Here is a 23,953-nt window from a genome sequence, read left to right on the forward strand (position 1 = left end):
TCGGGGGGACCCAGGCAACACAAAACCCCCGGGTCTTCGACCTGGGGGCTTTCTACGGAGGCGGCGGGCCGGGGCACTGCCTTCAGGGGCCGCACGTCCCACACCGACCTGCGACCCCGTCTCGTCCGAACGACCGTGAACGGGGCTGAACGAGACGGCCGCGCCCCGCGGCCGACTGCCGAAGCCACCGTCCCTCGTGGAGCTAAGCCGCGCGCGTGTCCGAGGCAGGATCCTGCGCGTCGTCGAACAGGAAGACCTCGTCCCCCTCGAAGTCCGGGGCCTGGAAGGGGTTTGTCGTCGGAGGCGGCGACGCTGCGGTGGAGCAGCGAGGTTGCTTTTCCGGAGCGGAGAACAGCGACGTCGGATCGATGAGAGGTCTCTCTTTCGTTACAGGTCCCCAAGAAGGGGGCCTGGAGTGCCGTGACCGGGCGCGGTGGTCCTACAGCTTGGTCATCTTGGAGTACGGGCTCAAGATCCGCATTTGCGTCGAACCGAAATCCACCAGCACCGCGATGCGGTCCTCGATGCTGATCACCCGGCCGAGACCGTACACGTCATGTGTAACCTGGTCGCCTTCGGCGAAGTGCTTGGGAGCTGGTGCGACCGGGGCCTTGAAGGGGCTGGTGGGCAGGTGACGCTTCGGTGCAGCGGGCTTTGTCATGACTCAGTATGAGCCTACGTGTCCCCCGCTTGCTGTGGCCGTCGGCACAGATCCAGACGAGAGCAACCGCTCCGCGCCACTGACCTGCGGTTTCGAGACCGGACAAGCCGAAAATCGGCCACAGGTTCCTTGGCGGGCTGTGGCTGATCCCTGTATTCAGCGCGACTGGGCCACGAACCTCGGCCGACGACAGCCTGCCCCACAAGCAGGCGATCCCATACGCGACGGCCGGAACTTCGACGCCTGCCTGCCTGGACCAGCTGCCACCGCGGCGTGAAAAAGCTCCCGCGAGCCTCTCACGACGGCTTGACAGCGTCATTGGGAATCCGTTCTGTCCGGTGCGTGGTGCGGGTGGGGGTGACGGAGAGGACGATCTTGCCGGTGGTGCGGCCGGTTTCGCCCAGTGTGTGAGCTCGGGCGGCTTCCGCGAGGGGGAAGACCTCGTCGGCGATCACCCGCAGGCGTCCGTCCTCGACCAGGGAGGTGATCTCGCGCAGCCCCGCGTGGTCGGGCTCGACGAGCATGAACACCGCCCGCACTCCAGCCGCTTCGGCCTCCTTGGCGGGGAAGGTGTCGTCCGGCGGCAGGATGGAGATCAGCGTGCCGCCCGGCCGTAGCGTTCGCAGGGACCTGGCCCAGTTCGGGCCGCCGAGGGAGTCCAGGGCGACATCGACGTCGCGGAGGGTCTCGGCAAAGTCCTGGGTGCGGTAGTCGATCAGCTCATCGGCACCCAGCGAGCGCAGCAGCTCGTGCTTGGCGGCACTGGCCGTGCCGATGACGTACGCGCCGCGGGCCTTGGCGATCTGCACGGCCAGGTGGCCGACTCCCCCGGCAGCCGCATGGATCAGGACGCGCTGGCCGGGCTGGACGTTCGCGGTGTCCACCAGTGCCTGCCAGGCGGTCAGCGCGGCCAGCGGCAGCGCGCCGGCCTGGATGTGGGTGAGGCCCTGGGGTCGCGGGGCGAAGTGCCGGGCCGGGGCGGCGACGTACTCGGCATAGGCGCCCGCCGGGTGCGGGAAGCGCGGCATCCCGAACACCGCGTCGCCGACCTGGAAGAGTGTCACGCCGTCGCCGACCGCCTCGACCACCCCGGCGACGTCGAAGCCCAGCGTGAACGGCGGCCTGGCGCCGTCGGCGAACACGCCCCGCTCGCGGGTCTTCCAGTCGGCCGGGTTCACGCCCGCCGCGTGCACCCGGACCAGGATCTCGCCCCGGCCCGGGACCGGACGCCGCGTTTCGACGAGCGTGAGGACGTCCGGTGCGCCGGCGACGTCCTGGGAGATGGCACGCATGGTCGCGGGGGTGGTGGCCTGGTCCATGAGGACATGCTCTTTTCAGCAGGGTGTTTCTTGTGGTTCGTGCCGGTTCTCTCGGGCACGCCCCAAGACTGTCCGGGCGGGCAGCCTCCCCGTAGTGGCCGGATGGTCAAGGAATGAAAGGATCGGGCCATGCACCACGTCGGCGTCCTGGCCCTGGACGGTGTCGTCCCCTTCGAACTCGGCATCCCCGCACGGATCTTCGGCGCCGCCCGGGACGCCACGGGCGATCCGCTCTACTCCGTGACCACGTGCAGCGTGGACGGCCACCCGGTCCACACCGAGGCCGACTACCAGCTCACCGTCGCCCACGACGCCGCCCTGCTGGCCACCGTCGACACCGTCGTCGTCCCGCCCTCCCACGCGCTGGGCCCCATCCGCGAAGAGGGCCGCCTGCCCGGCGCCCTGCGCGAGGCCCTGGCCGCCATCCGCCCCGGAACTCGGATCGTGGCGATCTGCACCGGCACGTACGTACTGGCCGCCGCCGGACTGCTCGACGGCCGCCCCGCCACCACGCACTGGCGCGAAGCCGACCGCCTGCAGCGCATGTTCACCACCGCGCGCATCGACCCCGACGTCCTCTTCGTCGACGACGGCGACATCCTCACCTCCGCCGGGGTGGCCGCCGGCATCGACCTCTGCCTACACATCGTCCGCCGCGACCACGGCAGCGACATCGCCAACGAGGTCGCCCGCTCCTGCGTCGTACCGCCGTGGCGCGACGGCGGCCAGGCCCAGTACATCCAGCGCCCCGTCCCCGACCCCTCCGCCCCCGGCACCGCCCCCACCCAGGCGTGGGTCATGGAACGCCTCGCCGAACCCGTCACCCTGGCCGACATGGCCACGCACGCACGCGTCAGTGTGCGTACCTTCACCCGCCGCTTCCGCGACGAGGTCGGCACCAGCCCCGGCCAGTGGCTCACCCGCCAACGCGTCGACCTGGCCCGGCACTTGCTGGAAACCACCGACTGGCCCGTCGACCGGGTCGCCGACCGTGCCGGATTCGGCACCGGTGTCTCCCTGCGCCGGCACCTTCATGCCGCCATCGGGGTCACACCCCAGGCGTACCGCCGCACCTTCCGCCCGACACCCGCCGAGGGTTCAGCGCGGTAGCGACTCGCCGTTCCGCCTTGCCAGCGGCAGCCTCCGGCGTGTTCCGGCCGCCCTCCCTGTCGCCTTGCGTGAGGTGGGCGGTCGGGCGGCCTTGCCGTAGCCGTCGGCTCCGGGCGGATCGTCACCGCGCGGCGGGCTGAAGCCGACGTCCGAGTGCGGGTCGTACGCCTCGGGCTCAAGGCCGGGTTCGAAGAGCCGCAGGCCCTTCCGACTCCGCTCCACAAGGCGGGTCACCGTGCCCCATTCATACGCCCGGCCCACGAGACGACGCTCCCTGCCGCACCAGCTTCCCACTCGTGCACGAAATGCCTCGGCCGGCTCGGGTGTCAGCCGAGACGCCCGATCTCGATGGCGAGCGCGCCCAGGGCTTCCTTGTCCGGTGGGTAGATGGCCCAGATATCGGCAAGCTGCTCGTCACGGGTGGCGGTCGGATTGATGCCGGCTGGCCCTTCGCCGTCGAGCAGGGCCTTGAAGTCGAGGTACTGCCTCGCGGACGCGGAGGAGGGCGTCGGTCATGGCCAGGAGTTGGTCGGCGGCGTACTCGGTGACGATGCCGGGCCATCGCCGGGTGTCGAGCATCCAGTCGGCTGCCCCCTCAGGCGTCTAGACAACAAACAACCCCCAGGTCCATGACCAGGGGGTTCAAATTGGAGCGGGTGACGAGAATCGAACTCGCACTCTCAGCTTAGGAAGCTGCGGGCGTTTGGGGGCGGTATGGGCGCTGACCTGGGTGAACGGTGGGTGAGCGGCCCTGTCAGGCTCGGCAGCCTTCCCCGTGATTCCCCGCTGTTCCCCGCTCGTTCTGGTGCGCCAGTGGTGCGCCGGGCCCATCCCCCGTTCCCGTCTGTTCGGTTCGGGCCTCCTCGCCGGGGTGGGCGCACTACCGTCGGGCGTATGAAGGTCCGTCACAACGTACGTGCAGTTCTGCTCGATGGCGGTCAACTGGTGTTCCTGGCCGAGGATGGCCGGGCGGCACCTCCTACTACACGACTGTCGGTGGGGGCGTCGAAGCTGAAGATGCCGACCTTGAAGCGGCTCTTCGCCGTGAAGTGATGGAGGAGATCGGTGCCACGATCGGCCCGGCGAGCGAGTTCCTGACCTTGACCGAGCCGGGCGACAAGGTCACCGTCGTGCAGCACTTCTTTCGCGCTGACGTGCTGGACATGGATCTCAACCGCCGCAGCGGCCCTGAGCTTGCTGATCCCGACATAGGCGACTTCTCGCCGGTGCGAGTCGCGTTGGACGCTTCAGCCGTGAGAACGCTTGAACTCCATCCGCCCGAACTCGCCGACTACCTACGGGAGCACGCCGAGAATTGGGCGGCTTGAGGGGTGGCGCGATGGTCAAACCTTGGGCGATGACTGCTTCGTCCCGAAGCAACTTGGGCAGGAGCCCTGCCTTGGGCTGGTGTACCTCTCAACTGCGTTGATAGTCCGCAGACGTCCACGCTCGTCCGCCGCTGTTCGTCGGCGTTGTCTAGCAGTTGGACACTCAGCATCGGCCACTATCTGGGGCCAGGAACTAGGCCGTCACCTCGTCGATCGCGGCGAGGATCAACTCAGGCACCGCAGCAAGGGCGCCGTCCAAGAGGTATTCGATCGCTACAGCATCCTTGCTGCGGTTCACGTCGATCTGTGCAGTCCACTGGCCTGGCTGGTAGCGAGCAAGCATCGAAAGCGCGTAGAGCACCGCCCACCAGGCCAACAGAGGGTGGAGCACGCGGTCGTCACCGCCGAATCGCGCGTGGATCACTCGGGTGGAGTCTGAGAGGCTGCGCCCCTTCCACGGGGCGATGTCCTCGAACCTACGCTTGGCGGCCTCCTCTCCACCTACCACATCCCATACCAGGCGGCAGCCGATCGTGCCTTGCATCGAATCCCAGCTATCCGGCCCACTATCCGGGATGGCGCCAATCGACCGGAAGCGGTACCCCGTCAACGACGGGTAGTCGGCGAGCCACGCACGTACAGCCTGCTCACGGTCCTGCGGGCTCGCGTGGTCTTGAAGGTTTCCGGGCAAGCCGGACACCATCGCCTGCAAGGTGTTCGCGTCTCCTTGTATCTCTCTATTGACTGAGAGCTGCGGACGCGTTGTCGACTGCAAAGGCCAGAGGCTTACTTCCAAGATGGATGCCCACACGTCCGCGAGACGGGCTTCGTCAGGCAGTGATCGTGACCCGAGTATCGCCGCAATTTGAGTGAACGACTGCGTTCCGGCTGCGCCCTTGTCTTTGACGGTGACCGAGCCTAGGTCTGGCTGGTCCATCTGAGCGGCGGCGATTCCATGGCCGTTCAGCCGGCATTTGTCGGCAGGCACGGGTGCACACGCTGCGATGGCCCTGCCTGCCTGGCTCAGGCCGTAGAAGAGGACGAGGGGCCTGGAAGCCGGTCCAACCGAGGCAGCTGCGGTGAAGAGTTGCTCCGACTGCTCCAGTGCTGCGCTGAACAGCTTCTGGCGCGGGCCTTTGCCCGCATACCCTGGCGGCTCTGGGCGGAGCTCTCGTAGGGCCCTCCATACTGCCGCTGTCGCGGGATACGTCTGATCACGGTACGTGGGATACGGCCTGCGAACCATTGCCTCATCTTGCCAGTGCAGAGCACACCGCCGTGGCGATACCTCCAGCGGGCGGCGGATTTAAGGAACGTAGCCCGGAGCTGACCACCACTTTAGGAGAGAGGCGGGGTGATCTCGGTCCTGAGCTGCGGCTTCGTCGGCTGAGGCAGCGGGCGGCTATTCGACCGCAGGACACCGGCGTTGACCGTGGCTGACCCCTGCATCTGGCACGGTTGTGGCACGAACCTCAGCCGACGACAGTCAGCCACGACGGCGGGTGCGCCGACCGATCAGGCGCGCGTGTGCCTCGCTGCACCCCCACCGGCCTCCACCACGCTGCCAGTGCCGTCGACCAGAGAAAGTTACGACGGCTGACACGTACTGACGGCGCCTGAGCCCTCAACTTGGGAAAGCTGCGGGCATTTGCAGCTTGTCTGGACGCTGATTTGCATGAACGGATACGGCGTGACCTCGATAGGCCCACCTGATTTCCCATAGCTCCCCGCTGGTCCCCGTTTGATCTGGCGCGCTTGTGGTGTAATTGTGCAGTAGGCATGGCGGGATGGCAGGGAAGAGGATAGATCACTGCATTTTCTGGCCTCCAGTCCCAAATTCAGGAAAGAGGCGCCCAGCAAGGAGCCCATGAATTGACCGTCCAGAGATTGGATGGACGTCAGACCCGCGGCGCTGGGGGATCATGAAGAAATTCTCATAATGGCCGTCGCTAGCAACGGCGCCTTCGACAATAAAAGGCTTAGCGGCTGGCGCTTGTGGCGGCACATAGAGGAACAAGATGCTCCCCCTCGCCGCTTGCGCGTTTTCTACCTTCAGGCCCGAAATGGGCGGATAGATACGCTGATCAATTGCCTTTCGGTATCGCTCTGCAATTTTCGGTTGAATCGCCATTGGGGTGATCCTTTGGATCACGTCTCCGGTTCCCTTATCTTTGGTGCGGGCTCCAATGACAAGCAGTCCTCCATCCGGAGCGTTGGCGAACTGTGCCACATCTTTTGCGAGCTCGATGCGTTCTGAGTGGACGCTCAAGTCGTACGGCTGCGACTTGACCTCAAGCCACTCACTCTCCCGGAGTCCAATCAAAAGCTCGGGTACGCCACCTTGCAGAGCGCGCAACGCAGTTTGCAAATCGACTACACGCCTTGGAGTATCCACATCTACAAGCCGAGCCAATGCATCAAAGCAGTCGAATAGAGCCTGGAAAGTCATTTCGAGGTTGCTGAATTCGCACTCAAGTCCCCAAAAGTTTCCATACGAATAGTCCTGTGAGTAATCTGTGGAAACTTCGGTTGCGAAATTTCTTAATACGATTTCTTTAGCCAGTTCTTCGGTTGCCTCTGGCGGTCGCCCTGCCATGCACTCGATCTCAACGCTCACCTTCACTGGGCTCTCTTTGGGCACTTCGAAAACCAGGCAGCTCCAGCGGTATTCTGAATCGCTAAAGGTGGCTAGATATAGCGAATCCCTTTCGTGCTTCTCTCTGCGGGCCTTGTCGGCGGAAAATAGGAAGTCGATAGCCTTAAACTGGGCGATCTCGTTGGGCTTGGGCTCAAATTCTGATCCACCTCGCAGTGTAAATCTAGAGGACTTGGAATCCTCCAGAAGGAGCTGGTTCCCGTCTTTCGATAGCTTAAGTTCGTACCCCATGGCTTATATGTTCGCAGGCGTGCGGGTCTTGCTCTACCACTTTTGGAAGGTCGGTGGAAGCGGCTTTGGGTGAGAGCTGCTTCGGCACGAGTGATCATGGCCGCGTAAAGCTGCGACCCGACCGCCCCAGCCGCGACGTACCTGTGTGTTAGGCAGCTGTTGCTGTGCGCGGCACGGGCGCCGGCCGGGCTGGAGCGGGACGAAGGCAGGAGCGCAGGCCCGGCCGGGGGCCGTGCCGCGTGCGGTGAGCGGAGCGAGCCGCCTTGAACCAGTAGAGAAAGTTGTAACTCACCCGGCGGTGTGGGGGTGGAACTGGTGGGCGCACGGTGGGAGTTCGGCCGCTTGCCGGTGGGCCAGGGAGAGGAAGACGACGGGTCGGATCGTCCACGTGATGCGTGTGTCCGCGTGAGTGATGGACACTGCACAGGCTTCGCGCTTCAGCAAGGCTCGCCTCGTGTCGATACGCCGGTCACGGGGCAAGGCGCTGGCCTGCTGGGAGGCGTCGGCGTCAAGGCCGGTAGAGATGGTGCGGAGGATCGTCGACACCCACCGGTCCGCCTCGGCCTCCGTGTACGCGTCGTAGGACCCCACAAGCCTCACCGGGCCTTCCCCGCCGAAATTCCGCGTCGTGCACTCACACCAGAACCCCGGCCTGCTCCCACCGCTCAGCACGGATGCTCCTTCAACGGTCCGCCGGCATACAGCTCCGCCGTGATCGTGTGGCCGTGGTCGCTCTTACGGACGACGACCCGATGGGCGATCGCACTGACCATCCCCAGCCCACGCCCGTGCTCGGCGTCCTGCTCCTGGCGCTCGACCTTCGGCGCCGTCTCCGTCCCGCCGTGGTCGGTCACGGACAGGGCGACGACCTGAGGCGACACCGCGAGAGCCAGATGGAAACTCCCGGCCTCCAGTCCGCTGGCCGTATGCAGGACCGCGTTCGCGCTCAGCTCGCTGACGATCAACTCGGCATCGTCGACAAACGGTGATCCGCGCAGAATGTCCCGCGTCCACCGCCGAGCCCGACTCACCTCTTCCGGAAAACCTGGGCAACTGAGCCCCCAGACTCGGACCTGACTCATATACTCATGCATACAAGTTCCTTCCTGCTGGTAGGCCGCCATGTGCAGCGGGTCAGCGCTAGACGAGTCTCACGCCGTCATGGGCGCGAACGGCAGGCGGAGGCACCGAGTCCAACGCGTCCAGAACACGGATCGCGTACGCCTCGTCGGCGAGTCCGGAGACTTCCTCACGGGTGGCCCACCGCAGTGCGCGGATCTCACTCCCGGTCGTAGGGGTACCGTCAGCCGCCTCGCACCGGAACACCAGCGAGACGATCAGCCCGGTCATGTTCTTGTAGACGCCAGTCAGCGTCGCGGGAAGAGCGATCTTGATGCCGGTCTCTTCGAGAACCTCGCGTTGCAGGGCCTCGGGGATGGTCTCCTCGCGTTCGAGGACGCCCCCCGGCGGCTCCCACTTCCCGTTGTCCCGCCGCTGTATCAGGAGAGCCCGGCCCTGGTCGTCGACAACGACCCCGGCCACGCTCACGGAGTGCGGACGTTCGGTGCTCACGTACCTCGACCCTCTCGGCTGACTAGGCCCTCCACGGTAGCGACACTGCCCGCACGCTCGTCTAGATATCTAAAGGAGTACATATGAGCCCTTCCCTCCCCTCGGGCCTCCTCGGCACCCTCGATCCGACGAGCGATCGCGCAGTCTTCCGGCAGATCGCCGACCAACTTCGCGAGGCCATCGACCGTGGCCGCTTCAACGAGGGCGAGAAACTCCCCTCGGAAGCCGAGCTGGTCGACCACTACGGCGTCTCCCGCATGACCGTCCGCAACTCCTTCTCGATCCTCCAGGGTGAGGGCCTGGTCCATGCGGAACACGGCAAGGGCGTCTTCGTCCGTCCCCGCCCGCCGGTACGGCGCTTGGCCTCCGACCGCTTCACCCGCCGCCACCGCGAACAGGGAAAGGCGGCCCTCATCGTCGAAGCGGACACGGTCGGCAGCCACCCCCAGGTCGACAGCCTCGAAGTGAAGGAGGTCAAGGCCAGCCCGGACATCTCGGCCCGCCTCGGCTCCGTACGTCGCGTGCTCTCCCGCTACCGCCGCTACCTCCTCGACGGCCGCCCGGTCGAGTTCGCCACGTCATACCTCCCCCTGGACATCGCTCGCGGCACGCAGATCGCTGAACCCAACCCTGGCCCTGGCGGCATCTACGCCCGCCTCGAAGACCTCGGTCACCGCCTGGACCACTTCGACGAAGAGATCCGTTCCCGCATGCCCACACCCACCGAGGTCAAGACCCTCAACCTCGCGGCCGGCGTCCCGGTGTTCCACCTGATCCGCACCGCGTACGACACCGAGGGCCGTGCGGTGGAGGTCTGCGACACGGTCATGCCTGCCGACGCGTACGTCCTGTCGTACCAACTCCCGGCCACGTGACGACATGACCCGTGGTGGTGCGCGGGGACGTTCCTCCGCTCGCGGTGATGAGAGCAACTGTGATCAGGATGAAGACGGTGGCAAGAGTGATACCAAAGGGGTCGCACCTCTTCACGTCCTGGGCGGAGGCGCTCGGGGCTTCCGTGATTCAGCCGGGTACGTTTCAGGTACTACGGGTATGACAAAGGCCCGGCATCAATGTGACACCGGGCCTTCGTGGTTGTACCCGTGTAATACCTCAGGCGTCGAGGACCTGCCCCGAGCGCTTCACCACCGGCGGCTCAACGGACCAGGGGAAGTTGATCCAGTCGTCCGTGCGCTTCCAGACGTAGTCGCACTTCACGAGGGAGTGGGACTTCTCGTAGATGACGGCGCTGCGGACCTCGGCGACCGTGTCGAGGCAGAAGTCGTGGACCAGTTTGAGGGTCTTGCCGGTGTCGGCCACGTCGTCCGTGATCAGGACCTTCTTGTCGGAGAAGTCGATCACGTTCGGGACGGGGGCCAGCATGACCGGCATTTCGAGGGTCGTTCCGACGCCGGTGTAGAACTCGACGTTCACCAGGTGGATGTTCTTGCAGTCCAGCGCGTACGCCAGGCCGCCGGCGACGAAGACTCCGCCGCGGGCGATGGACAGGACGACGTCAGGCTCGTACCCGTCGTCGGCGATGGTCTGCGCGAGTTCGCGGACGGCGGTGCCGAAACGGTCGTAGGTGAGGTTCTCTCGTACGTCGGTCATGGCGCCCGCCTCATACCTGGGTGCGATGGAAGTTACGGAAGGAGCGCGAGGCGGTCGGGCCGCGCTGGCCCTGGTAGCGGGAGCCGTACCGCTCGCTGCCGTACGGGAACTCGGCGGGGGAGGTGAGGCGGAACATGCACAGCTGGCCGATCTTCATGCCCGGCCACAGCTTGATGGGGAGCGTGGCGAGGTTGGAGAGTTCGAGGGTGACGTGGCCGTTGAAACCGGGGTCGATGAAACCCGCGGTGGAGTGGGTGACGAGGCCGAGGCGGCCGAGGGAGGACTTGCCCTCCAGGCGGGAGGCCAGGTCGTCCGGGAGGCCGATCACCTCGTAGGTGGAGGCGAGGACGAACTCCCCCGGGTGGAGGATGAACGGCTCGTCACCCTCAGGTTCTACGAGCCGCGTCAGGTCCGCCTGTTCGACCGAGGGGTCGATGTGGGGGTAGCGGTGGTTCTCGAACACCCGGAAGAACCGGTCGAGTCGTACGTCGATGCTGGACGGCTGCACCATGGATTCGTCGTAGGGGTCGATCCGTACCCGTCCGGCGTCGATCTCGGCCCGGATGTCCTTGTCTGAGAGAAGCACGTCCCGAGGATACGCAAGACGCGCGGAGTCGCCCCAATCGGACGGCTCCACGCGTCGGGGTACTACCCGGGTACTACCTGAGAGCTACCGCTTCTGCGCCACGACCGGTACCGCGCTGCGCAGCCGCGCGCAGCGGGGACATCGGACGAGGCGGCCCGGGCCGAGCCGGTCGGCCTGCTGCATCGGGAACGAGGCGGTGCTGAATACGTGCCCATCGGCACAACGGACGACGGTGCGCTCCATCAAGTCCTGGAATCCCTTCCCCAAGAACCGCGTCACCTCTGGCGGATGCCGTGACGACGGGCGTCACATTACGGGATGAAAGGGACGAGCCTCCAGGCGGCACTCCGCACTTCTCGGCTCCTCTTCCGGGTCTCCACGGTACGCCCCAACTCCCTTGCCACGCACCCGGATCGGGTCTCCTCGCCACCCCTCCACCACCCTGCCTCCGGCGCCAGCCTCCCGCGATGGGGTAGAGTGACGGAGCAGTCGCCCGCCGGATCTTTCCAGGGCGAATTTGTGCGGGTGTAGTTTAGTGGTAGAACATCAGCTTCCCAAGCTGAGAGTGCGAGTTCGATTCTCGTCACCCGCTTCGTTGAAATGGCTCAGGTCTAATGACCTGGGCCTTTTTGTTGTGTGTGTTGGTTTCATCACCTCGTGCCGGAGGTGTGCCAGAAGGCTGCCGGCCGGGGGCCACCGTCGCGCGGGTAACAGTTGGCGCAGTCCTCGTCACTCCGCAGGCCGTGGGAGCCGACCGTTTCCTTGTGGCCGCAGGCCCGGGGTACGGCCCGGCTCATGTGCGGTTCTCCCCGATTCCTCGGTACCGGCTCGTTCTACGGCGCCGGGCTCTCCGCCCACCACGCCGCGATCTGCGTCCGGCACGTGAAGCCGAGCTTGGTCCGGATGTTCTCCACATGGCGGTCGGCGGTACGCGGTGACAGGTTCAGCGTGGCCGCGACCTGGCGGTTGGTCATGCCCTGCGCCACGAGCGCGGCGACCTCCCGTTCTCGGCGGGTCAGGGGGCTCGGCGTGCCCCCGTCCTGCCGCGCGCCCCCGTCCTGCCCGGTGTCGTCCAGCGCGAGGGCGATGGCCCGCGCCGGACTGTCGTGCCGGGCGCCCTCCGCGAAGGCCCTCTCGTACCCGGCCGCGCCCAACGCGGAGACGACCGTTTCCTCGCAGCGCGCACGGTGTCCGCCGAGCGTGCAGACGGGGCTGTCGCCGATGTCCCTGGTCAGGGCGTGTACGGCGCCCAGCAGCCGCGCCGCCCGCTCGTGGTCGCCCCGGGACGCGGTGATCCACGTGAACACCTGGAGGGCCGCCACGGTCCCGGCGTAATCGTTGAAGCCCCGCAGGATCTCCAGCGCGGCGCGCGTCAGGGCCGTACCCTCCTCCCGGTCGCCCCGGGCCCAGAGCACGTAGCCCAGCGCCCACTTCGCGTAGGCCCCGTACAGCCGCTCCCCGGACGCTTCCGCGAGGCGCGTCGCGCGTCTGCCGGTCTCCTCCGCCGCGTGCGGGTTTTCGAGGCAGACCTGTGCGAGCACCATCTGGAACAGCCAGAACAGCCCCTGCGGTCCTTCGCCCGCCGCCTCGTGAGCGGCGAGCGCCTCCTCGTACAGGGGCACGGCCTGCGCCGTCCGGCCCTGGAAGGCCGCCGACGCGGCGCGGTAGCCGAGGATGTACGGCCGGGACGACGGGTCGGCCAGTTCCTCGGCCTCGTCCAGGCGGCGGTCGGCCGTCGCGAAATCTCCTTGCAGGATCGCCACCCAGGCGGCGGCCCACAGCGCGCGGGCCCGGACGGGGGTGGGTTCGGGGGCCGCCGGGAGGAGGCGGTCGAACTGGCGGCGGCCTTCGCCGAGGTATCCGTCGGCGCACCAGTGGAAGCGGAGGGCTGTCGCCAGGCGGAGGGCTTGCTGTGCGTCGGCGGGGTCCGCGGCCTCACACTCCGGCGGGTACGGCTCCGGCTCGCCGGGCCGGGTCGGTACGGGTGGGTGCGCGCTCGCCCCGAAGTCCAGTGCCGCCTGGAAATTGCGGTGCTCGGTACGCATCCGGGCCAGCGCCTCCTCCTGGCCGGGGCCGAACCAGGCGGACGCGGTGCGCTCCGCGAGGGCGAGGAAGAAGGCGCGGTGCCGGCGCAGCAGTGGTCGCTCCTCACCCGACTCGGCGAGCCGGGTCCTGCCGTACGTACGGATGGTTTCCAGCAGCCGGTAGCGGGGTACGCCGTCGCGTTCGCAGGTCAGTACGACGGACTGGGCCACGAGCCGGTCGAGGAGGTCCAGCACCTCGTGCGCCGCGATGCCGTCTCCCGTACCGATGGTTTCGGCGGCGTCCAGGCCGAAGCCGCCGGCAAAGACCGACAACCGGTTCCACAACAGTTGCTCGGCGGGCGTGCAGAGTTCGTAGCTCCACTCGATCATTCCGCGCAGGGTGCGGCGGCGGGGGAGTGTGCTGCGGCAGCCGCCGGTGAGCAGCGCGAAGCGGTCCTCCAGGCGCTCGACGACCTGTTCGACGGTCAGCGTCCGCAGCCGTGACGCGGCCAGTTCGATGGCCAGGGGGAGTCCGTCGAGGGCAGTGCACAGCCGGGTGGCCTGGGCCTGGTCGGTGACGCGGAAGTCCGGGCGGAGGGCGGTGGCTCGCTGCCGCAGCAGTTCGACCGCCTCGTCCGGGATCGAGAGCGGGGGGACGACGAAGACGTTCTCGCCTGTGACGTCCAGTGTCTGGCGGCTGGTCGCGAGGATGCGTAGCTGCGGGCAGGCCGACAGCAGGGTCTTTGCCAGTCCTGCGGACGCGTCGATGACGTGTTCGCAGTTGTCCAGCACGATCAGTGCTCGGTGGTGGGCCAGGTGGTGGGTGAGGCGGTCGAGGGCGGGGGTGGTGGTGCGGTCCGGGATGCGGAGGGCGTTCGCGGTTGCTGCGGGCAGAGTCGACGGGTCTCGTACGGTGGCCAGTTCGACCAGCCAGACTCCGTCCGGGAATGCCTTTCGGGTGGCCGCTGCGGCGGCCAGTGCCAGGCGGGTTTTGCCTGTGCCGCCTGCGCCGGTGAGTGTCACCAGGCGGCCGGCGGTCAGTAGGCGGCGGATCTCGGCCAGCTCGGTGCGTCTGCCGACGAAGCTGTTGAGGGACGTGGGCAGGTTGCCGATGGTGGGGGTCACGCTGCTCACGGCTTACCCTCACGTGATGTCGTATAAATACGACTTGAGGTTAGCAAGGTAGGGGGGTATGGGGGGTGTGATGTTCGTGGCACGTCGCGATGGCGGTGGGGGCTTCTTGTTGTGCTGGTCTCCGCCGCGCGGGTATTAGACGTGTAGTACGTGGGGCTGCGGGGCGCCGGGTCTCTCGTCCGGCTCGTTGGCCTTGTCCAGCCGTCGGTCGGCCGTGTCGGGATCGTCCTACGTCCGGGTCGCGCGGCGCCGAGATCCTCCTCGCGTGCGCTCCCCCGAACGTCGGCCCGATCGTCCGCGGCCGTACGCCGTGATCCGGAGCCGGAGCCGGAGCCGGAGCCGGCATCGGCATCGGCATCGGCATCGGCATCGGCATCGGCATCGGGTTGTCGTACTCGGCACGCAGCCGCGTTGGCGGACGGTTGAGCCGTCTCGGGCGGTCACCGAAGGTCAGCCCCTTCAGTCGAACCCCCAACCCGCCACCACACCGACCGCCAACTCCCCCATATTCACTCGCCGGTTGCCCGCACCCCACGTACCGTCACGCGCTGAAGCCAACCGCGCCGGAACGGAGAAGTGTGAGCGGAAGACGCTACGTCGCCAGGGGCGTACCGGGCGGTTACCGGATCTGGAACAACCGAGGACGCCGATGGTGGGGCGACCTCTACGAGTTGTGCCCCGACGATCTCCTGACGGAGCTCAACGGCAAGGCGGACCCGACGCGGATCGCCGCCTTGATGAAGCGGTACAGGGCGCAGAAGCGGTAGCCAACTGGACTCGGCAGAACCGCAGTTCACCCGAAACGGCTCCAAAACGCCTCTACGGTCACCGACTTGCCGCCCCAAAAGACTCCCCCACCTCCGCCCCTCCCCCAAAACCCCAGGCCCTACTGTGATCCCCGTAACCCACCCCACCCGGGAAAGGATGACCGGCGATGACACCCCTGAACACCGGGGACCCGGAGTCCATAGGCGGGTACACCCTGCTCGAGCGGCTCGGGGCAGGTGGGATGGGGGTCGTGTATCTGGGGGTGTCCGCGTCGGGACGACAGGTCGCGGTGAAGCTCGTGCGCGGGGCATACGCGGAGGAGGATGAGTTCCGCACCCGCTTCCGGCAGGAGATCGCGGCGGCCCGCCGAGTGAGCGGCGCGTTCACCGCGCCGGTCGTGGACGCCGACCCGGACGCGGAGCGCCCATGGATGGCGACCCTGTACGTACCGGGCCTGAATCTCGCCGAAGTCGTCTAGAAAGAAGGCCCGTTGAGGACGCGCGAGGTGCGCGCGCTGGGGCTGGGCCTGACCGAGGCGCTGCGGGACATCCACCGGGTGGGTCTGGTGCACCGGGACCTCAAACCGGGAAACGTCCTCATGACGGAGGACGGCCCGCGCGTCATCGACTTCGGGATCTCGCGGGCGGCCGATCACCAGAGCCTGACCACGACGGGCCGGATGATCGGTACGCCCCCGTTCATGTCTCCGGAGCAGATGGCGTCGCCCCGGGACGTCACCCCGGCCTCGGACGTGTTCTCGCTGGGTTCGCTGCTGGTGTTCGCGGCGGTGGGCGCGGGCCCGTTCGACTCGGACAGCCCGTACATCACGGGGTACCAGGTGGCGTTCGGTACCCCTGACCTCACAGGGGTACCCGGGGAACTCCTGAGTACGATCGAACGCTGCCTGGCCAAGGACCCCGCCGACCGCCCGGAGCTGGCGGACGTACAGCGCATGCTGGAGGCGCTGCCGGAGGACGCACCCGCCGACACGGTCCCCAAGGGCCGCCCGACAAGCGGGAGTTCGCCCACGATCCCGGTGGAGACCTCGACCGGCACGGGCCGCAAGCGCCGTACGAAGCTGCTGCTGGCCGCCCTCGGCACGGTACTGGCCGTCACGGGTACGACGGGTGTCTTCCTGGCGAGCCGGGACCCCGAAGGCACAGCGGCGAGTACTAGTACCACCCCTACCCCAGAGCTACCCGCCGGCTGGCACCCATGGCAGGTAGCTCTGAGGTACGAGGTGAAAGGCATCCCTCTTGAGTACGACACCCCGGCGTGCGTGACGGAGAGCGGCGCCCTCTACTGCGGGGGTACGGGGTTCACGACCGCCAGGGTCGACGCGGCGTCCGGCAAGGTCGCGTGGCGGACCGGAACCCGTCCGCAGGCGGCGGGCCCGATCGGCGTACGCGGCGGGATCGTCTACGCCTACGAGCATCCGGAGGACCGGACCAGGCACGTGGTGGCGCTCGACTCCCGTACGGGGAAGGCGCGTTGGCGGCGTGACATCAACACGGCCGAGAGGGCGGTGCTGTACGACGGCGGGTTGTTGACCCTGTCCCCGGACGCCTCGGAGCTGGTGGCGTACGGCCCTACGGGCGCGGAGTTGTGGCGGGCGCCGTCGCTGGACGATTACTGCACCCCGGCGGCGCTGGGCGGCGTGCCGTACGCCCTGTGCGAGCAGGGAACCGACCCCGGGCAGGCGCCGGTCGAGCTGATGCGGGCCGAGGCCGGCAGCCTGTCCACGACCGCCACCCTGCCGAAGAAGGCGGTGGCGCTCGGCGCGGTCGGCGGACAGCCCCTGTTCCTCGCGCCGCAGACCGCCGAGGACGTGTACGAGTCCGGGTACGAGCGTCCGTACGACGCGCTGCTGCGGGTGGACCCGGCGACCGGGCACGTCACCCGCGTCCCGCTGGCCCGCGCGCTGACCGGTACGGCGACCCTGATCGGCGGCGTCGTCTACTTCGTCCGGGCCGACGGGACGGTCACGGCAGTGTCGGCGGCCGACGGGAAGCAGCTCTGGCAGCGGGCGACGGACGTGGAGAGCCTGTCCGCGCCGGTGGTGTCGACGAGGTACGGGAGGGTGTACTTCGCCAACCGCTACGGGCGGTTGCTGGCGCTCGACAGCCGTACGGGGGCGGAGGTATGGGCTACCTCAGCGCTACCGGACCCCGGGGACAAGGTGCAGGGGTATCCCCCTCAGGTACTACTCGTCGACGACGCGATCGTGGGGACGGCGGGGGACACGGCGTTCTCGCGGGGGCCGGACGGGCGGGGCTGACCGAGCGGGGGTGCTTCCCGCACGCCGAGTCGATCGCGCGGCCCCCGTTCCCTTATGTCCCCGAACTCCCCCGGAAATGTCCGTGATCCGTAACGGAGGGAGCCGCCGGGCGCCGGACTCCGTCATGCCAGGTGGTTGCGGGGAGACACCGGCGAGGAAAGCGGGGCGGACATGGCGCGGCACAACGGTGGGCGGGGCTGGTACGGCAAGATGATCGGGGCCGCGCTCGGCGTGACGCTGCTGGCGGCCGGCACGGCGGCGTGGACGGCGCAGGCGGGCCCGGCGACGAACGGGGCGTCGGGGTCGGCGGGTTCGGCGCCGAAGGCGAGCGCGCCGGCGTCACCGGGCAGCCGGGCCAAGGCAGTTGACGTCACCATCGTGCACGCGTCGGACGCGGGCCCGCGCGGCGTGAACATCACCATCGACGACGGCCCCGACCCGGTGTGGACGCCCCAAATGCTGGACATATTGCGCGAGTTCGGCGTGAAGGCGACGTTCTGCATGGTGGGGACGCAGGCGCAGGCGCACCCCGACATGGTGAAGAAGGTCGTCGCCGCCGGACACCGGCTGTGCGACCACACCGTCTCGCACGACACCGGCATGGACAAGAAGTCCGAGGCGTACCAGTCGCAGCAGATAGTCGACGCCGAGCGCATGATCACCGAGGCGTCGGGGGGTGTGCGGCCGATGTACTACCGGGCGCCGGGCGGCGCGTTCACGCCGTACAGCCGCAAGCTCGCCGCCTCGCACGGCATGCGCCCGCTGGGCTGGAACGTCGACACGAAGGACTTCGAGCGCCCCGGCACGGACGCCATAGTCGCCACGGTGGAACGGGAGTTGCCGAACGGGCCGACGCTGCTCTTCCACGACGCTGGCGGGGACCGGTCGCAGACGGTGGCGGCGCTGCGACGGGTGCTGCCGCGCCTCAAGGCGGAGGGGTACGTGTTCGGGTTCCCGGTGCGGTAAAGGCAGATCAGGGGTTCACGGAGAGGACCTCTCCCAACTCCGCTTCCCCGTAGAACCACTTGGCGTCGGACTGGTTCAACGCGAGCCAGCCGTCGGCTTTTTCGTACGTGCCGATGCCTTCCGTGTTGTAGGAGTCGGACGCGCCGATGAAGACGGGCCGCCCGTCGGCGTCGAGGAGTTCGACCGCGGAGGAGATGACCGCGTTGTAGCGGGTGCCGTCGGTGGTGTTGGTGACGGTCACCGTCTTGGTGCCGGGTTTCTCGCCGACCGTCAACGGGCCTTTGAGCGTGGGTGAGTTGTCGAAGCCCGAGGCCAGTTCCATGCGTCTGCCGCCGATGGTGAGGGTGCGGCCGGTGAGGTCGACGGTGCCGGTGGTGGGGGCGGGCGCATCCGAACTCGCGGGCGAGGGCGAGGTGGTGGGGGCGGGGCCGGTCGTCCGGCTCACGGCCGGGGGGTGGTTGCGGGGAGCGGGGTCGTCGGCGCCCCGGGTCAGGCCAACGACCAGCAGGGCGACGGCTGATGCGGTCGCGCCCAGAGCAACTGCCGTACGGCGCCTGGACCGTCGTACCGCGCGGGCGCGGATCTCCGGGCCGGTCAGCGGGGGCGGCGTCTCGTGGGCGGACGCCAACTCGTGGAGTGCGTGGGTGAGTTCATCCGACACGGCCGTTCTCCTTCCTGGCCGTACCGCCCCGCGCATCGTCCCGCGCCTCGTCCCGTGCGTCGTCCACCGCGAGGTGCTTCGCGAGGGTCGCGCGGCCCCGGGAGAGTCTGGCCTTGACCGTGCCCACCGGCGCGCCCGTCTCGGAGGCTACCTGCTCGACGCTCAGGTCGCACAGGTGGTGCAGGACGATCGCCATCCGCTGGGGCGTGGGGAGTTGGCGCAGCGCGGCGACCAGCACGGTGCGGTCGGGACCGGGGCCCGGCGCGGTCTCGGGCGGCGGGGTGCGGCGCACCAGCTCCAGCCAGCGGCGCGCCCGGCGCCAGCGGCTGATCGCGAGGCGCATCGCGACCGTGCGGACCCACGCCTCCGGCGCCTCGTCGGCGAGGAAGTCCCGGCGGCGGTTCCAGGCGCGTACGAACGCCTCCTGGACGACGTCCTGCGCCTCCCCGTGGTCCCCGGTGAACGCCGTGAGCTGGCCGGTCAGCCGGGGGAACGCGGTCGCGTAGAACGCGTCGAACTCGTCCTCGGTCATGCCCCCGCCGGAAGTCTGGAAGTGCCGTGCAACCTGACCGTCCTCGCCGTGCGTACAGGTCCCGTAGATCGCGTACATCGAAACACAACCCAACGGGAAGACAGCGCACGCCAGTTCACGGCTCCCCGCGCTGCCCCGCATCCGAGAAGGAACCGAACGATGAACAGGCAATCCTTGCCGAAGTCCCGTGCTCTCAGCCTCCGTTGGTACGCGGGGCTCTTCTCCGTGGCCCTCTCCCTCGCGATGGCCCTCGTCAGCGCCTCCCCCGCGTCCGCCGCCATCGGCACCAACCTGCTGCGCAACTGGGAGACCGGGCGCTGCCTCGACAGCAACGGCAACGGCGACGTCTACACCCTGCCCTGTCAGCCGGGGAACGCCTACCAGACCTGGACCGTCGACCTCTACCGCCACAGCGACTACGACGAAGTCACCTTCCGCAACAACGCGACCGGCCGCTGCCTCTACTGGGCCGACGGCAGCGTCCGCACCGCCCCCTGCACCTCCTCCGGCGACTGGGGCCACAACCTCAGCATCTGGCGTGCCGTGGGCTCCGGTTGGGACAACGTCCAGCTCACCGACGCGGGCGGCGGCAGCTGCCTCGACAGCAACAGGGCAGGAAACGCCTACATGTTGGGGTGCAACGGGGGCGGGTTCCAGAGGTGGAGGCTGGGCTTCTGAGCCCGGATTCCATCGGGGCGCGGCGGGTCAACAGAGGGTGGCCTGCCGCGCCCGGGGGTGCGGCTCTACCAGCGCAGGCCGATGGTCGAGACGCGGTCGAGGAGCAGGGCCGACAAGGTGCGGTGGTCCTGCGCCGAGGGGTGCCAGTCGCAGGCCAGGAGGTCCAAGGGGGCGTCGCCGTAGTACCAGTGGTGGACGCGGGGGTCACCCTGGGTATGACGGGTACGGGTGATGCGTTCGACGGTCTCACGGTAGGGGGCGGTGGAGACCTGGGTGGAGCTGAGGAGGAGGTGGGGGTGGAGGCCGTAGCGGGTCCGGAGCTTGTCCAGGAAGCCGTGGTAGGCGGTTTCGAACGCCGTCACCAGCTCGTCCTGCGTCGTCCAGGGCTCGCCAGGGTGGAGAGGGGTGGAGAAGTCGTTGATGCCGAGACCTACGACGATGAGCTGCGGGCGCCAGCTCGGCGGCCGGTGCCAGATGTCGCCGTCGACGTTCAGCAACGCCCGGTCGTAGTACGTCCGGTAGTCCGTGCCGGGGCTGGTACCGGCGTAGTTGCGGACCATGCCCCGGCCCGAGAAGGCGTTGATCTGGTAGTCCGCGTCGAGCGCTCTGGCGGTCAGCGCCCCGAAGGACAGGTCGGCGTTCGTGTTCCGGTCCACGCCCCCGACGGCCGAGCAGTCACGCACGCCGGAGACATCGCCGTACCCGGCGGTGAAGGAGTCCCCGATGTACTCGATCTGCCGGCGCCGGGCACTCGGCGCCGGCAGGATCGCACCACCGCGCACGGCCACGAAACCCCCGAACTTCCCTATAGACCAAGGGCTTTCGGTCCGCTTGACGAGTCGCACGCGGTGTACGGCGTCGGCGAGACCGCCGATCCGGGCGGTGGTCCGGCCCGGTGTCACCAGGGTCGTCACGGTCACGCCGTCGATCTGTACGTCGTAGTCGTTGACGGAGTCGTCGAGCACGACGCCCACTCCGGTCCCCTTGAAGCGGGCCTCGAAGTAGACGCCGGGCCAGGTGAATTGGACGAACCCGTCGGCGCCCGGCACGGTCCGGCCCACCGTGTGGAACCGGGTCGTGGCGGCGGTCGCCTGTGCGGGGGTGGCGACGACGGCCACCGTCCCCGCGAGGGTCGCGGCCATCAACGTCCGGCGGGACAAGGGGCGTTGGGATCCAGAAGGCATGTGATCGTCCTCGTCGACGAGTCGGATGCGGGAGCGCTCCCACAAGGGCCCTGTTCAAGGTGACCGCGTCGGATCGGGGCGTCAATGCCTGCGTCGACTGCTTCGCGTCATGTGTCAGGGGCCCGGCGAGCCGAGCCGTATCGGTGATCGTCGGTCCCCGCATGGCGGGTCAGCCCGCCAACACCCCTTCGGTGACGAGGACTTGAGTCGCCGCCGCGACGCCCGTCCACACGTGGGCGCGCCAGCCGTGCTCGCGTGCCGACTCGACGTTCACGGGACGGTCGTCGAAGAAGATCACGTCGGACGGCGGGCGCCCGAAGTGCCGGTCGGCGCTGCGGTAGACCTGGGGGTCCGGTTTCATGAGCCCGAGGTCGCAGGAGAAGACGAGCGTCTCGAACCGCGCGCTCCACGCGGCCTGCCGGACGGCCGTCGCCAGGGACGCGGGCGCGTTGGACAGCACCCCGAGGGGGGTTCCCCGCCGGGCGATCCGGTCCAGGAGGTGCGCCGAGTCGTCGGCGAGCACGGCCCAGGCGGCGGTGTCGATCCGGTCCAGCCGCGCGATCCACTCGGCGTCGAACGTCCGGCCCAGGGCCTCGCCGATCAGACTCCAGTACTGGGTGGGGGTCCCTCCGAGGTCGTACGGGTCCCGGTGGGCCCAGTAGAGGGCGGCGAACTCCGCCTCGGGGAGGTCCAGCGCCTCGGCGAGTGCGGTGAGGGCCTGTCCGGAGGGGGCCAGGACGCCGCCGAGGTCCCAGACGACGAGGGGGGTGTGCGGGGGAGAGCTTCGGGGACGTTCCACGTGCGGATGATAGTGACGGGCGGGAAACGCGGGGTGCTCGCCGGAGGAGGTAGCTCCGGAGAAGTAGCCCCAAGGAGGTAGCTCCGGAGAGGTAGCCCTGGAGAGGTAGCCCTAGGAAGTCGGCCAGACCGTGAGGTCCCCCATCAGGAAGTTGACCCCGCTGTCGGGCAGGTAGGTCGACTTGATCTGGATCACGAGCATGCCGATGGCCCCGGAACGGTGCTTGACGCAGATCCGGCTCCCCTCCGCCACGACGACGAGCGACAGCTCGCTGCCGCGAGTGCTGGCCCCCGCGAGGTAAGTACGGCACTCCTCATAGGAATTGGTCGGCTTGGCCGGGAGATAGCTCATCGCGCTGGTGCTGCTCCGCAAGGTGCAACTGGAGTTGCCGCAGACGAGCCGGACATCCCCTTTACGGTCGTCGCGTTGGCCCTGCGCGTCGAGGCTGATCGAGTTCTTCTCGTCCAGCCTCACCAGGGGATGCGCGACCGCTTCCGGCGGGCCGGAGGAGGGCTGGTCGGCCGATCCCGCCGCCTTGCCACCGGCGGCCCCTTCCGGGAGGCCCTTCTCCGACACTTCTTTCCCCGAGGCCGACGGCGACGGCGCGGCCGAGGAGGAGGCACCGGCCCTGTCGCGGTTCAGTTCCGAGATCTCCGAGCCCAGCCACGCCAGCGCCGCCAGGAGCGGAACGGCCATCAGCGCGCCGACGCCCGCGATCAGCCGTGTACGGCGCCGCCCTGCCCGTAGTACCTCGGAGGGATGTAGTACCTCCGGGGGAGGCGCCCACGGGCTGGTGGCCGACAGCGTGGGAACGACCGGGGATACCGGCTCGGGCGCCGGCACCGGCGGCCCCACGACCTCGCGCCATACCTCCGGTCCCCCGGAGGTATCAGCCTCGGGCCCCAACTCCCGCCGGCACCACGCGACGACCTCCGCCGGGGTGGCCCGCTCCGCCGGGTCGGCCGCCAGGCACCGCGCGAGGATCGGCCGGAGCTGTCCGGGCAGCGCCGACAGGTCGGGTTCGGAGTTCACGATCCGGTACATCACGTTGAGCGCGGTACCGCTGCCGTACAACGGCTCCCCCAGCACGGCGAACGCCACGGTCTGGCCGAGGGAGAACACGTCGGCCGCCGGGGTGATCTCACCGGCGGACGCCTGTTCCGGGGCCATGAACTGCGGTGTGCCGATGGTGGCGCCCTGCGTGGTGTGCACGGTGCTGTCGGGGGCCGTCGATATCCCGAAGTCGATGACCCGGGGCCCGTCGGAGGCGAGCAGCACGTTGGACGGCTTCAAGTCCCGGTGCACGACGCCGACTTCGTGGATGGCCTGGAGCGCCTCGGCGACCCCGGCCATCAGCCACAGCACCGCCGACACCGGCAACGCCCCGCGCCGGGCGACGAGTTGGGACAGCGACGGCCCGGGTACGTAGAGCGTGGCGAGCCAGGGCGGTACGCCGTCCGCGTCGGCGTCGACCAACTCCGCGGTGTACGCGCCCTGTACGCGCCGAGCGGCCTTCACCTCCCGGTGGAACCGCTTCCTGAAAACCGGGTCGTCGGCCAGCTCCGGCCGCACGACCTTGACGGCCACGGCCCGGCCGCCCCGCGTGTACGCCAGATAGACCCGCCCCATCCCCCCGGCGCCCAGCCGCGCCACCAGCCGGTATCCGCCCGCCACTTGAGGGTCGTCCCACTGGAGCGCCTCGAACCCACCGCCCTCGTTCCCCAAGGCCGTTCTTCCCCCCTGCTGTTCGAACGATCAACAGGAGCCTAAGGGGCGGATGACGTCGGCGGGGTCCAGGGGGCTGCCGAACCAGCCGCTCGCACGCCCGGAGGCCGGGAAAGGGCGTTCCCCTTCC

The 23,953-nt window shown here is 68.5% G+C and carries 25 protein-coding genes, 1 tRNA gene and 2 pseudogenes; 10 read left to right on the forward strand and 18 right to left on the reverse strand.

Translation table 11 applies throughout. From position 1 onward, the window contains the following. Positions 1–439: 439 nt before the first annotated feature. Positions 440–661 (reverse strand): hypothetical protein, encoded by a 222-nt coding sequence (locus J8M50_RS00820; protein ID WP_029183542.1) that lies wholly within the window; start codon positions 659–661, stop codon positions 440–442. Positions 662–957: 296 nt separating this feature from the next. Continuing rightward, positions 958–1,980: an NADP-dependent oxidoreductase gene (locus tag J8M50_RS00825; protein ID WP_010351540.1), complete on the reverse strand. Its 1,023-nt coding sequence runs from the start codon at positions 1,978–1,980 to the stop codon at positions 958–960. Between the two features lie 129 nt (positions 1,981–2,109). Between J8M50_RS00825 and J8M50_RS00830 the strand changes: the two genes are divergently transcribed. Then, positions 2,110–3,090: a GlxA family transcriptional regulator gene (locus J8M50_RS00830; RefSeq protein WP_010351541.1), complete on the forward strand. Its 981-nt coding sequence runs from the start codon at positions 2,110–2,112 to the stop codon at positions 3,088–3,090. Here J8M50_RS00830 and J8M50_RS00835 read toward each other — a convergent pair. Both J8M50_RS00835 and J8M50_RS00840 read right to left on the reverse strand, forming a co-directional pair. After that, positions 3,079–3,324: a hypothetical protein gene (locus J8M50_RS00835; RefSeq protein ID WP_141655543.1), complete on the reverse strand. Its 246-nt coding sequence runs from the start codon at positions 3,322–3,324 to the stop codon at positions 3,079–3,081. The two genes, J8M50_RS00830 and J8M50_RS00835, sit on opposite strands and share 12 nt — an antisense overlap. Before the next feature lie 92 nt (positions 3,325–3,416). After that, positions 3,417–3,575 (reverse strand): annotated as a pseudogene (locus J8M50_RS00840) (ASCH domain-containing protein); the annotation flags it as partial. 409 nt (positions 3,576–3,984) lie between these two features. On the opposite strand from J8M50_RS00840, the gene J8M50_RS48970 reads away from it, so the two are divergent. Then, the gene (locus J8M50_RS48970) at positions 3,985–4,143 is read left to right on the forward strand and encodes a hypothetical protein (RefSeq protein ID WP_233450294.1); all 159 of its coding nucleotides are present in this window, start codon (positions 3,985–3,987) and stop codon (positions 4,141–4,143) included. Continuing rightward, positions 4,107–4,418 (forward strand): annotated as a pseudogene (locus J8M50_RS00845) (NUDIX hydrolase); the annotation flags it as partial. The gene J8M50_RS48970 and the pseudogene J8M50_RS00845, both read left to right, overlap by 37 nt. A gap of 193 nt (positions 4,419–4,611) precedes the next feature. Here J8M50_RS00845 and J8M50_RS00850 read toward each other — a convergent pair. From J8M50_RS00850 to J8M50_RS00870, 5 genes are all read right to left on the reverse strand, one after another. Further along, complete coding sequence (locus J8M50_RS00850; protein WP_372462326.1) at positions 4,612–5,664, reverse strand: YaaC family protein; 1,053 nt, start codon at positions 5,662–5,664, stop codon at positions 4,612–4,614. Positions 5,665–6,225: 561 nt separating this feature from the next. Continuing rightward, positions 6,226–7,305: an AlbA family DNA-binding domain-containing protein gene (locus J8M50_RS00855; protein WP_107115989.1), complete on the reverse strand. Its 1,080-nt coding sequence runs from the start codon at positions 7,303–7,305 to the stop codon at positions 6,226–6,228. 288 nt (positions 7,306–7,593) lie between these two features. Continuing rightward, positions 7,594–7,905: a hypothetical protein gene (locus J8M50_RS00860; RefSeq protein ID WP_010351544.1), complete on the reverse strand. Its 312-nt coding sequence runs from the start codon at positions 7,903–7,905 to the stop codon at positions 7,594–7,596. Between the two features lie 65 nt (positions 7,906–7,970). After that, the gene (locus tag J8M50_RS00865; protein WP_029183545.1) at positions 7,971–8,399 is read right to left on the reverse strand and encodes an ATP-binding protein; all 429 of its coding nucleotides are present in this window, start codon (positions 8,397–8,399) and stop codon (positions 7,971–7,973) included. A gap of 46 nt (positions 8,400–8,445) precedes the next feature. Next, positions 8,446–8,853, reverse strand: a complete 408-nt coding sequence (locus tag J8M50_RS00870) for an NUDIX hydrolase (protein ID WP_029183546.1) — start codon at positions 8,851–8,853, stop codon at positions 8,446–8,448. A 107-nt stretch (positions 8,854–8,960) separates the two neighbouring features. On the opposite strand from J8M50_RS00870, the gene J8M50_RS00875 reads away from it, so the two are divergent. Continuing rightward, entirely contained in the window at positions 8,961–9,752 is a 792-nt protein-coding gene (locus J8M50_RS00875; protein WP_010351547.1) for a GntR family transcriptional regulator, read from the forward strand. Positions 9,753–9,990: 238 nt separating this feature from the next. Here the strand turns inward: J8M50_RS00875 and J8M50_RS00880 are convergent, their stop codons facing one another. The 3 genes from J8M50_RS00880 to J8M50_RS00890 form a co-directional block, all read right to left on the reverse strand. Then, on the reverse strand, positions 9,991–10,488 hold the full coding sequence (locus J8M50_RS00880) for a phosphoribosyltransferase (RefSeq protein ID WP_010351548.1): 498 nt from the start codon (positions 10,486–10,488) through the stop codon (positions 9,991–9,993). A 10-nt stretch (positions 10,489–10,498) separates the two neighbouring features. Beyond that, positions 10,499–11,074 carry a dCTP deaminase gene (dcd, locus tag J8M50_RS00885; protein ID WP_010351549.1) on the reverse strand — a complete coding sequence of 192 codons (576 nt, stop codon included), beginning with the start codon at positions 11,072–11,074 and terminating at the stop codon, positions 10,499–10,501. 84 nt (positions 11,075–11,158) lie between these two features. Continuing rightward, positions 11,159–11,341 carry a hypothetical protein gene (locus tag J8M50_RS00890; RefSeq protein WP_141655544.1) on the reverse strand — a complete coding sequence of 61 codons (183 nt, stop codon included), beginning with the start codon at positions 11,339–11,341 and terminating at the stop codon, positions 11,159–11,161. Between the two features lie 254 nt (positions 11,342–11,595). Here J8M50_RS00890 and J8M50_RS00895 point away from each other — a divergent pair. Beyond that, positions 11,596–11,666: transfer RNA gene (locus tag J8M50_RS00895), tRNA-Gly, on the forward strand. 241 nt (positions 11,667–11,907) lie between these two features. On the opposite strand, the gene J8M50_RS00900 is transcribed toward J8M50_RS00895, so the two are convergent. Next, positions 11,908–14,232, reverse strand: a complete 2,325-nt coding sequence (locus tag J8M50_RS00900) for an ATP-binding protein (protein WP_010351551.1) — start codon at positions 14,230–14,232, stop codon at positions 11,908–11,910. Between the two features lie 578 nt (positions 14,233–14,810). Between J8M50_RS00900 and J8M50_RS00905 the strand changes: the two genes are divergently transcribed. The 4 genes from J8M50_RS00905 (at position 14,811) to J8M50_RS00915 (ending at position 18,244) form a co-directional block, all read left to right on the forward strand. Continuing rightward, positions 14,811–14,999 carry a hypothetical protein gene (locus J8M50_RS00905; protein ID WP_010351552.1) on the forward strand — a complete coding sequence of 63 codons (189 nt, stop codon included), beginning with the start codon at positions 14,811–14,813 and terminating at the stop codon, positions 14,997–14,999. Between the two features lie 167 nt (positions 15,000–15,166). Then, positions 15,167–15,478, forward strand: a complete 312-nt coding sequence (locus tag J8M50_RS49615; protein WP_306044385.1) for a protein kinase family protein — start codon at positions 15,167–15,169, stop codon at positions 15,476–15,478. 12 nt (positions 15,479–15,490) lie between these two features. After that, complete coding sequence (locus J8M50_RS00910; protein WP_306044387.1) at positions 15,491–17,278, forward strand: serine/threonine-protein kinase; 1,788 nt, start codon at positions 15,491–15,493, stop codon at positions 17,276–17,278. A 171-nt stretch (positions 17,279–17,449) separates the two neighbouring features. Beyond that, complete coding sequence (locus J8M50_RS00915; protein WP_010351553.1) at positions 17,450–18,244, forward strand: polysaccharide deacetylase family protein; 795 nt, start codon at positions 17,450–17,452, stop codon at positions 18,242–18,244. A 7-nt stretch (positions 18,245–18,251) separates the two neighbouring features. Here J8M50_RS00915 and J8M50_RS00920 read toward each other — a convergent pair whose 3' ends face one another. Both J8M50_RS00920 and J8M50_RS00925 read right to left on the reverse strand, forming a co-directional pair. Further along, complete coding sequence (locus J8M50_RS00920) at positions 18,252–18,905, reverse strand: hypothetical protein (protein ID WP_010351555.1); 654 nt, start codon at positions 18,903–18,905, stop codon at positions 18,252–18,254. Next, on the reverse strand, positions 18,895–19,437 hold the full coding sequence (locus tag J8M50_RS00925; protein ID WP_040835654.1) for a SigE family RNA polymerase sigma factor: 543 nt from the start codon (positions 19,435–19,437) through the stop codon (positions 18,895–18,897). Before J8M50_RS00925 ends, J8M50_RS00920 begins: the two co-directional genes overlap by 11 nt. A gap of 159 nt (positions 19,438–19,596) precedes the next feature. On the opposite strand from J8M50_RS00925, the gene J8M50_RS00930 reads away from it, so the two are divergent. Next, on the forward strand, positions 19,597–20,115 hold the full coding sequence (locus J8M50_RS00930) for an RICIN domain-containing protein (RefSeq protein WP_010351557.1): 519 nt from the start codon (positions 19,597–19,599) through the stop codon (positions 20,113–20,115). 65 nt (positions 20,116–20,180) lie between these two features. Here J8M50_RS00930 and J8M50_RS00935 read toward each other — a convergent pair whose 3' ends face one another. The 3 genes from J8M50_RS00935 to J8M50_RS00945 all read right to left on the reverse strand — a co-directional run bounded on the left by J8M50_RS00935 (position 20,181) and on the right by J8M50_RS00945 (position 23,823). Then, a complete protein-coding gene (locus J8M50_RS00935) occupies positions 20,181–21,299 on the reverse strand; it encodes an SGNH/GDSL hydrolase family protein (protein ID WP_223786132.1) in 1,119 nt (372 codons plus the stop codon). Between the two features lie 169 nt (positions 21,300–21,468). Further along, the gene (locus J8M50_RS00940; RefSeq protein ID WP_010351560.1) at positions 21,469–22,098 is read right to left on the reverse strand and encodes an HAD family hydrolase; all 630 of its coding nucleotides are present in this window, start codon (positions 22,096–22,098) and stop codon (positions 21,469–21,471) included. Positions 22,099–22,209: 111 nt separating this feature from the next. Then, positions 22,210–23,823, reverse strand: coding sequence for a serine/threonine-protein kinase (locus J8M50_RS00945; protein ID WP_010351561.1), 1,614 nt, complete (start codon positions 23,821–23,823; stop codon positions 22,210–22,212). Positions 23,824–23,953 lie beyond the last annotated feature (130 nt).

It is taken from the genome of Streptomyces acidiscabies, assembly GCF_020010905.1.
Lineage (GTDB): Bacteria > Actinomycetota > Actinomycetes > Streptomycetales > Streptomycetaceae > Streptomyces > Streptomyces acidiscabies.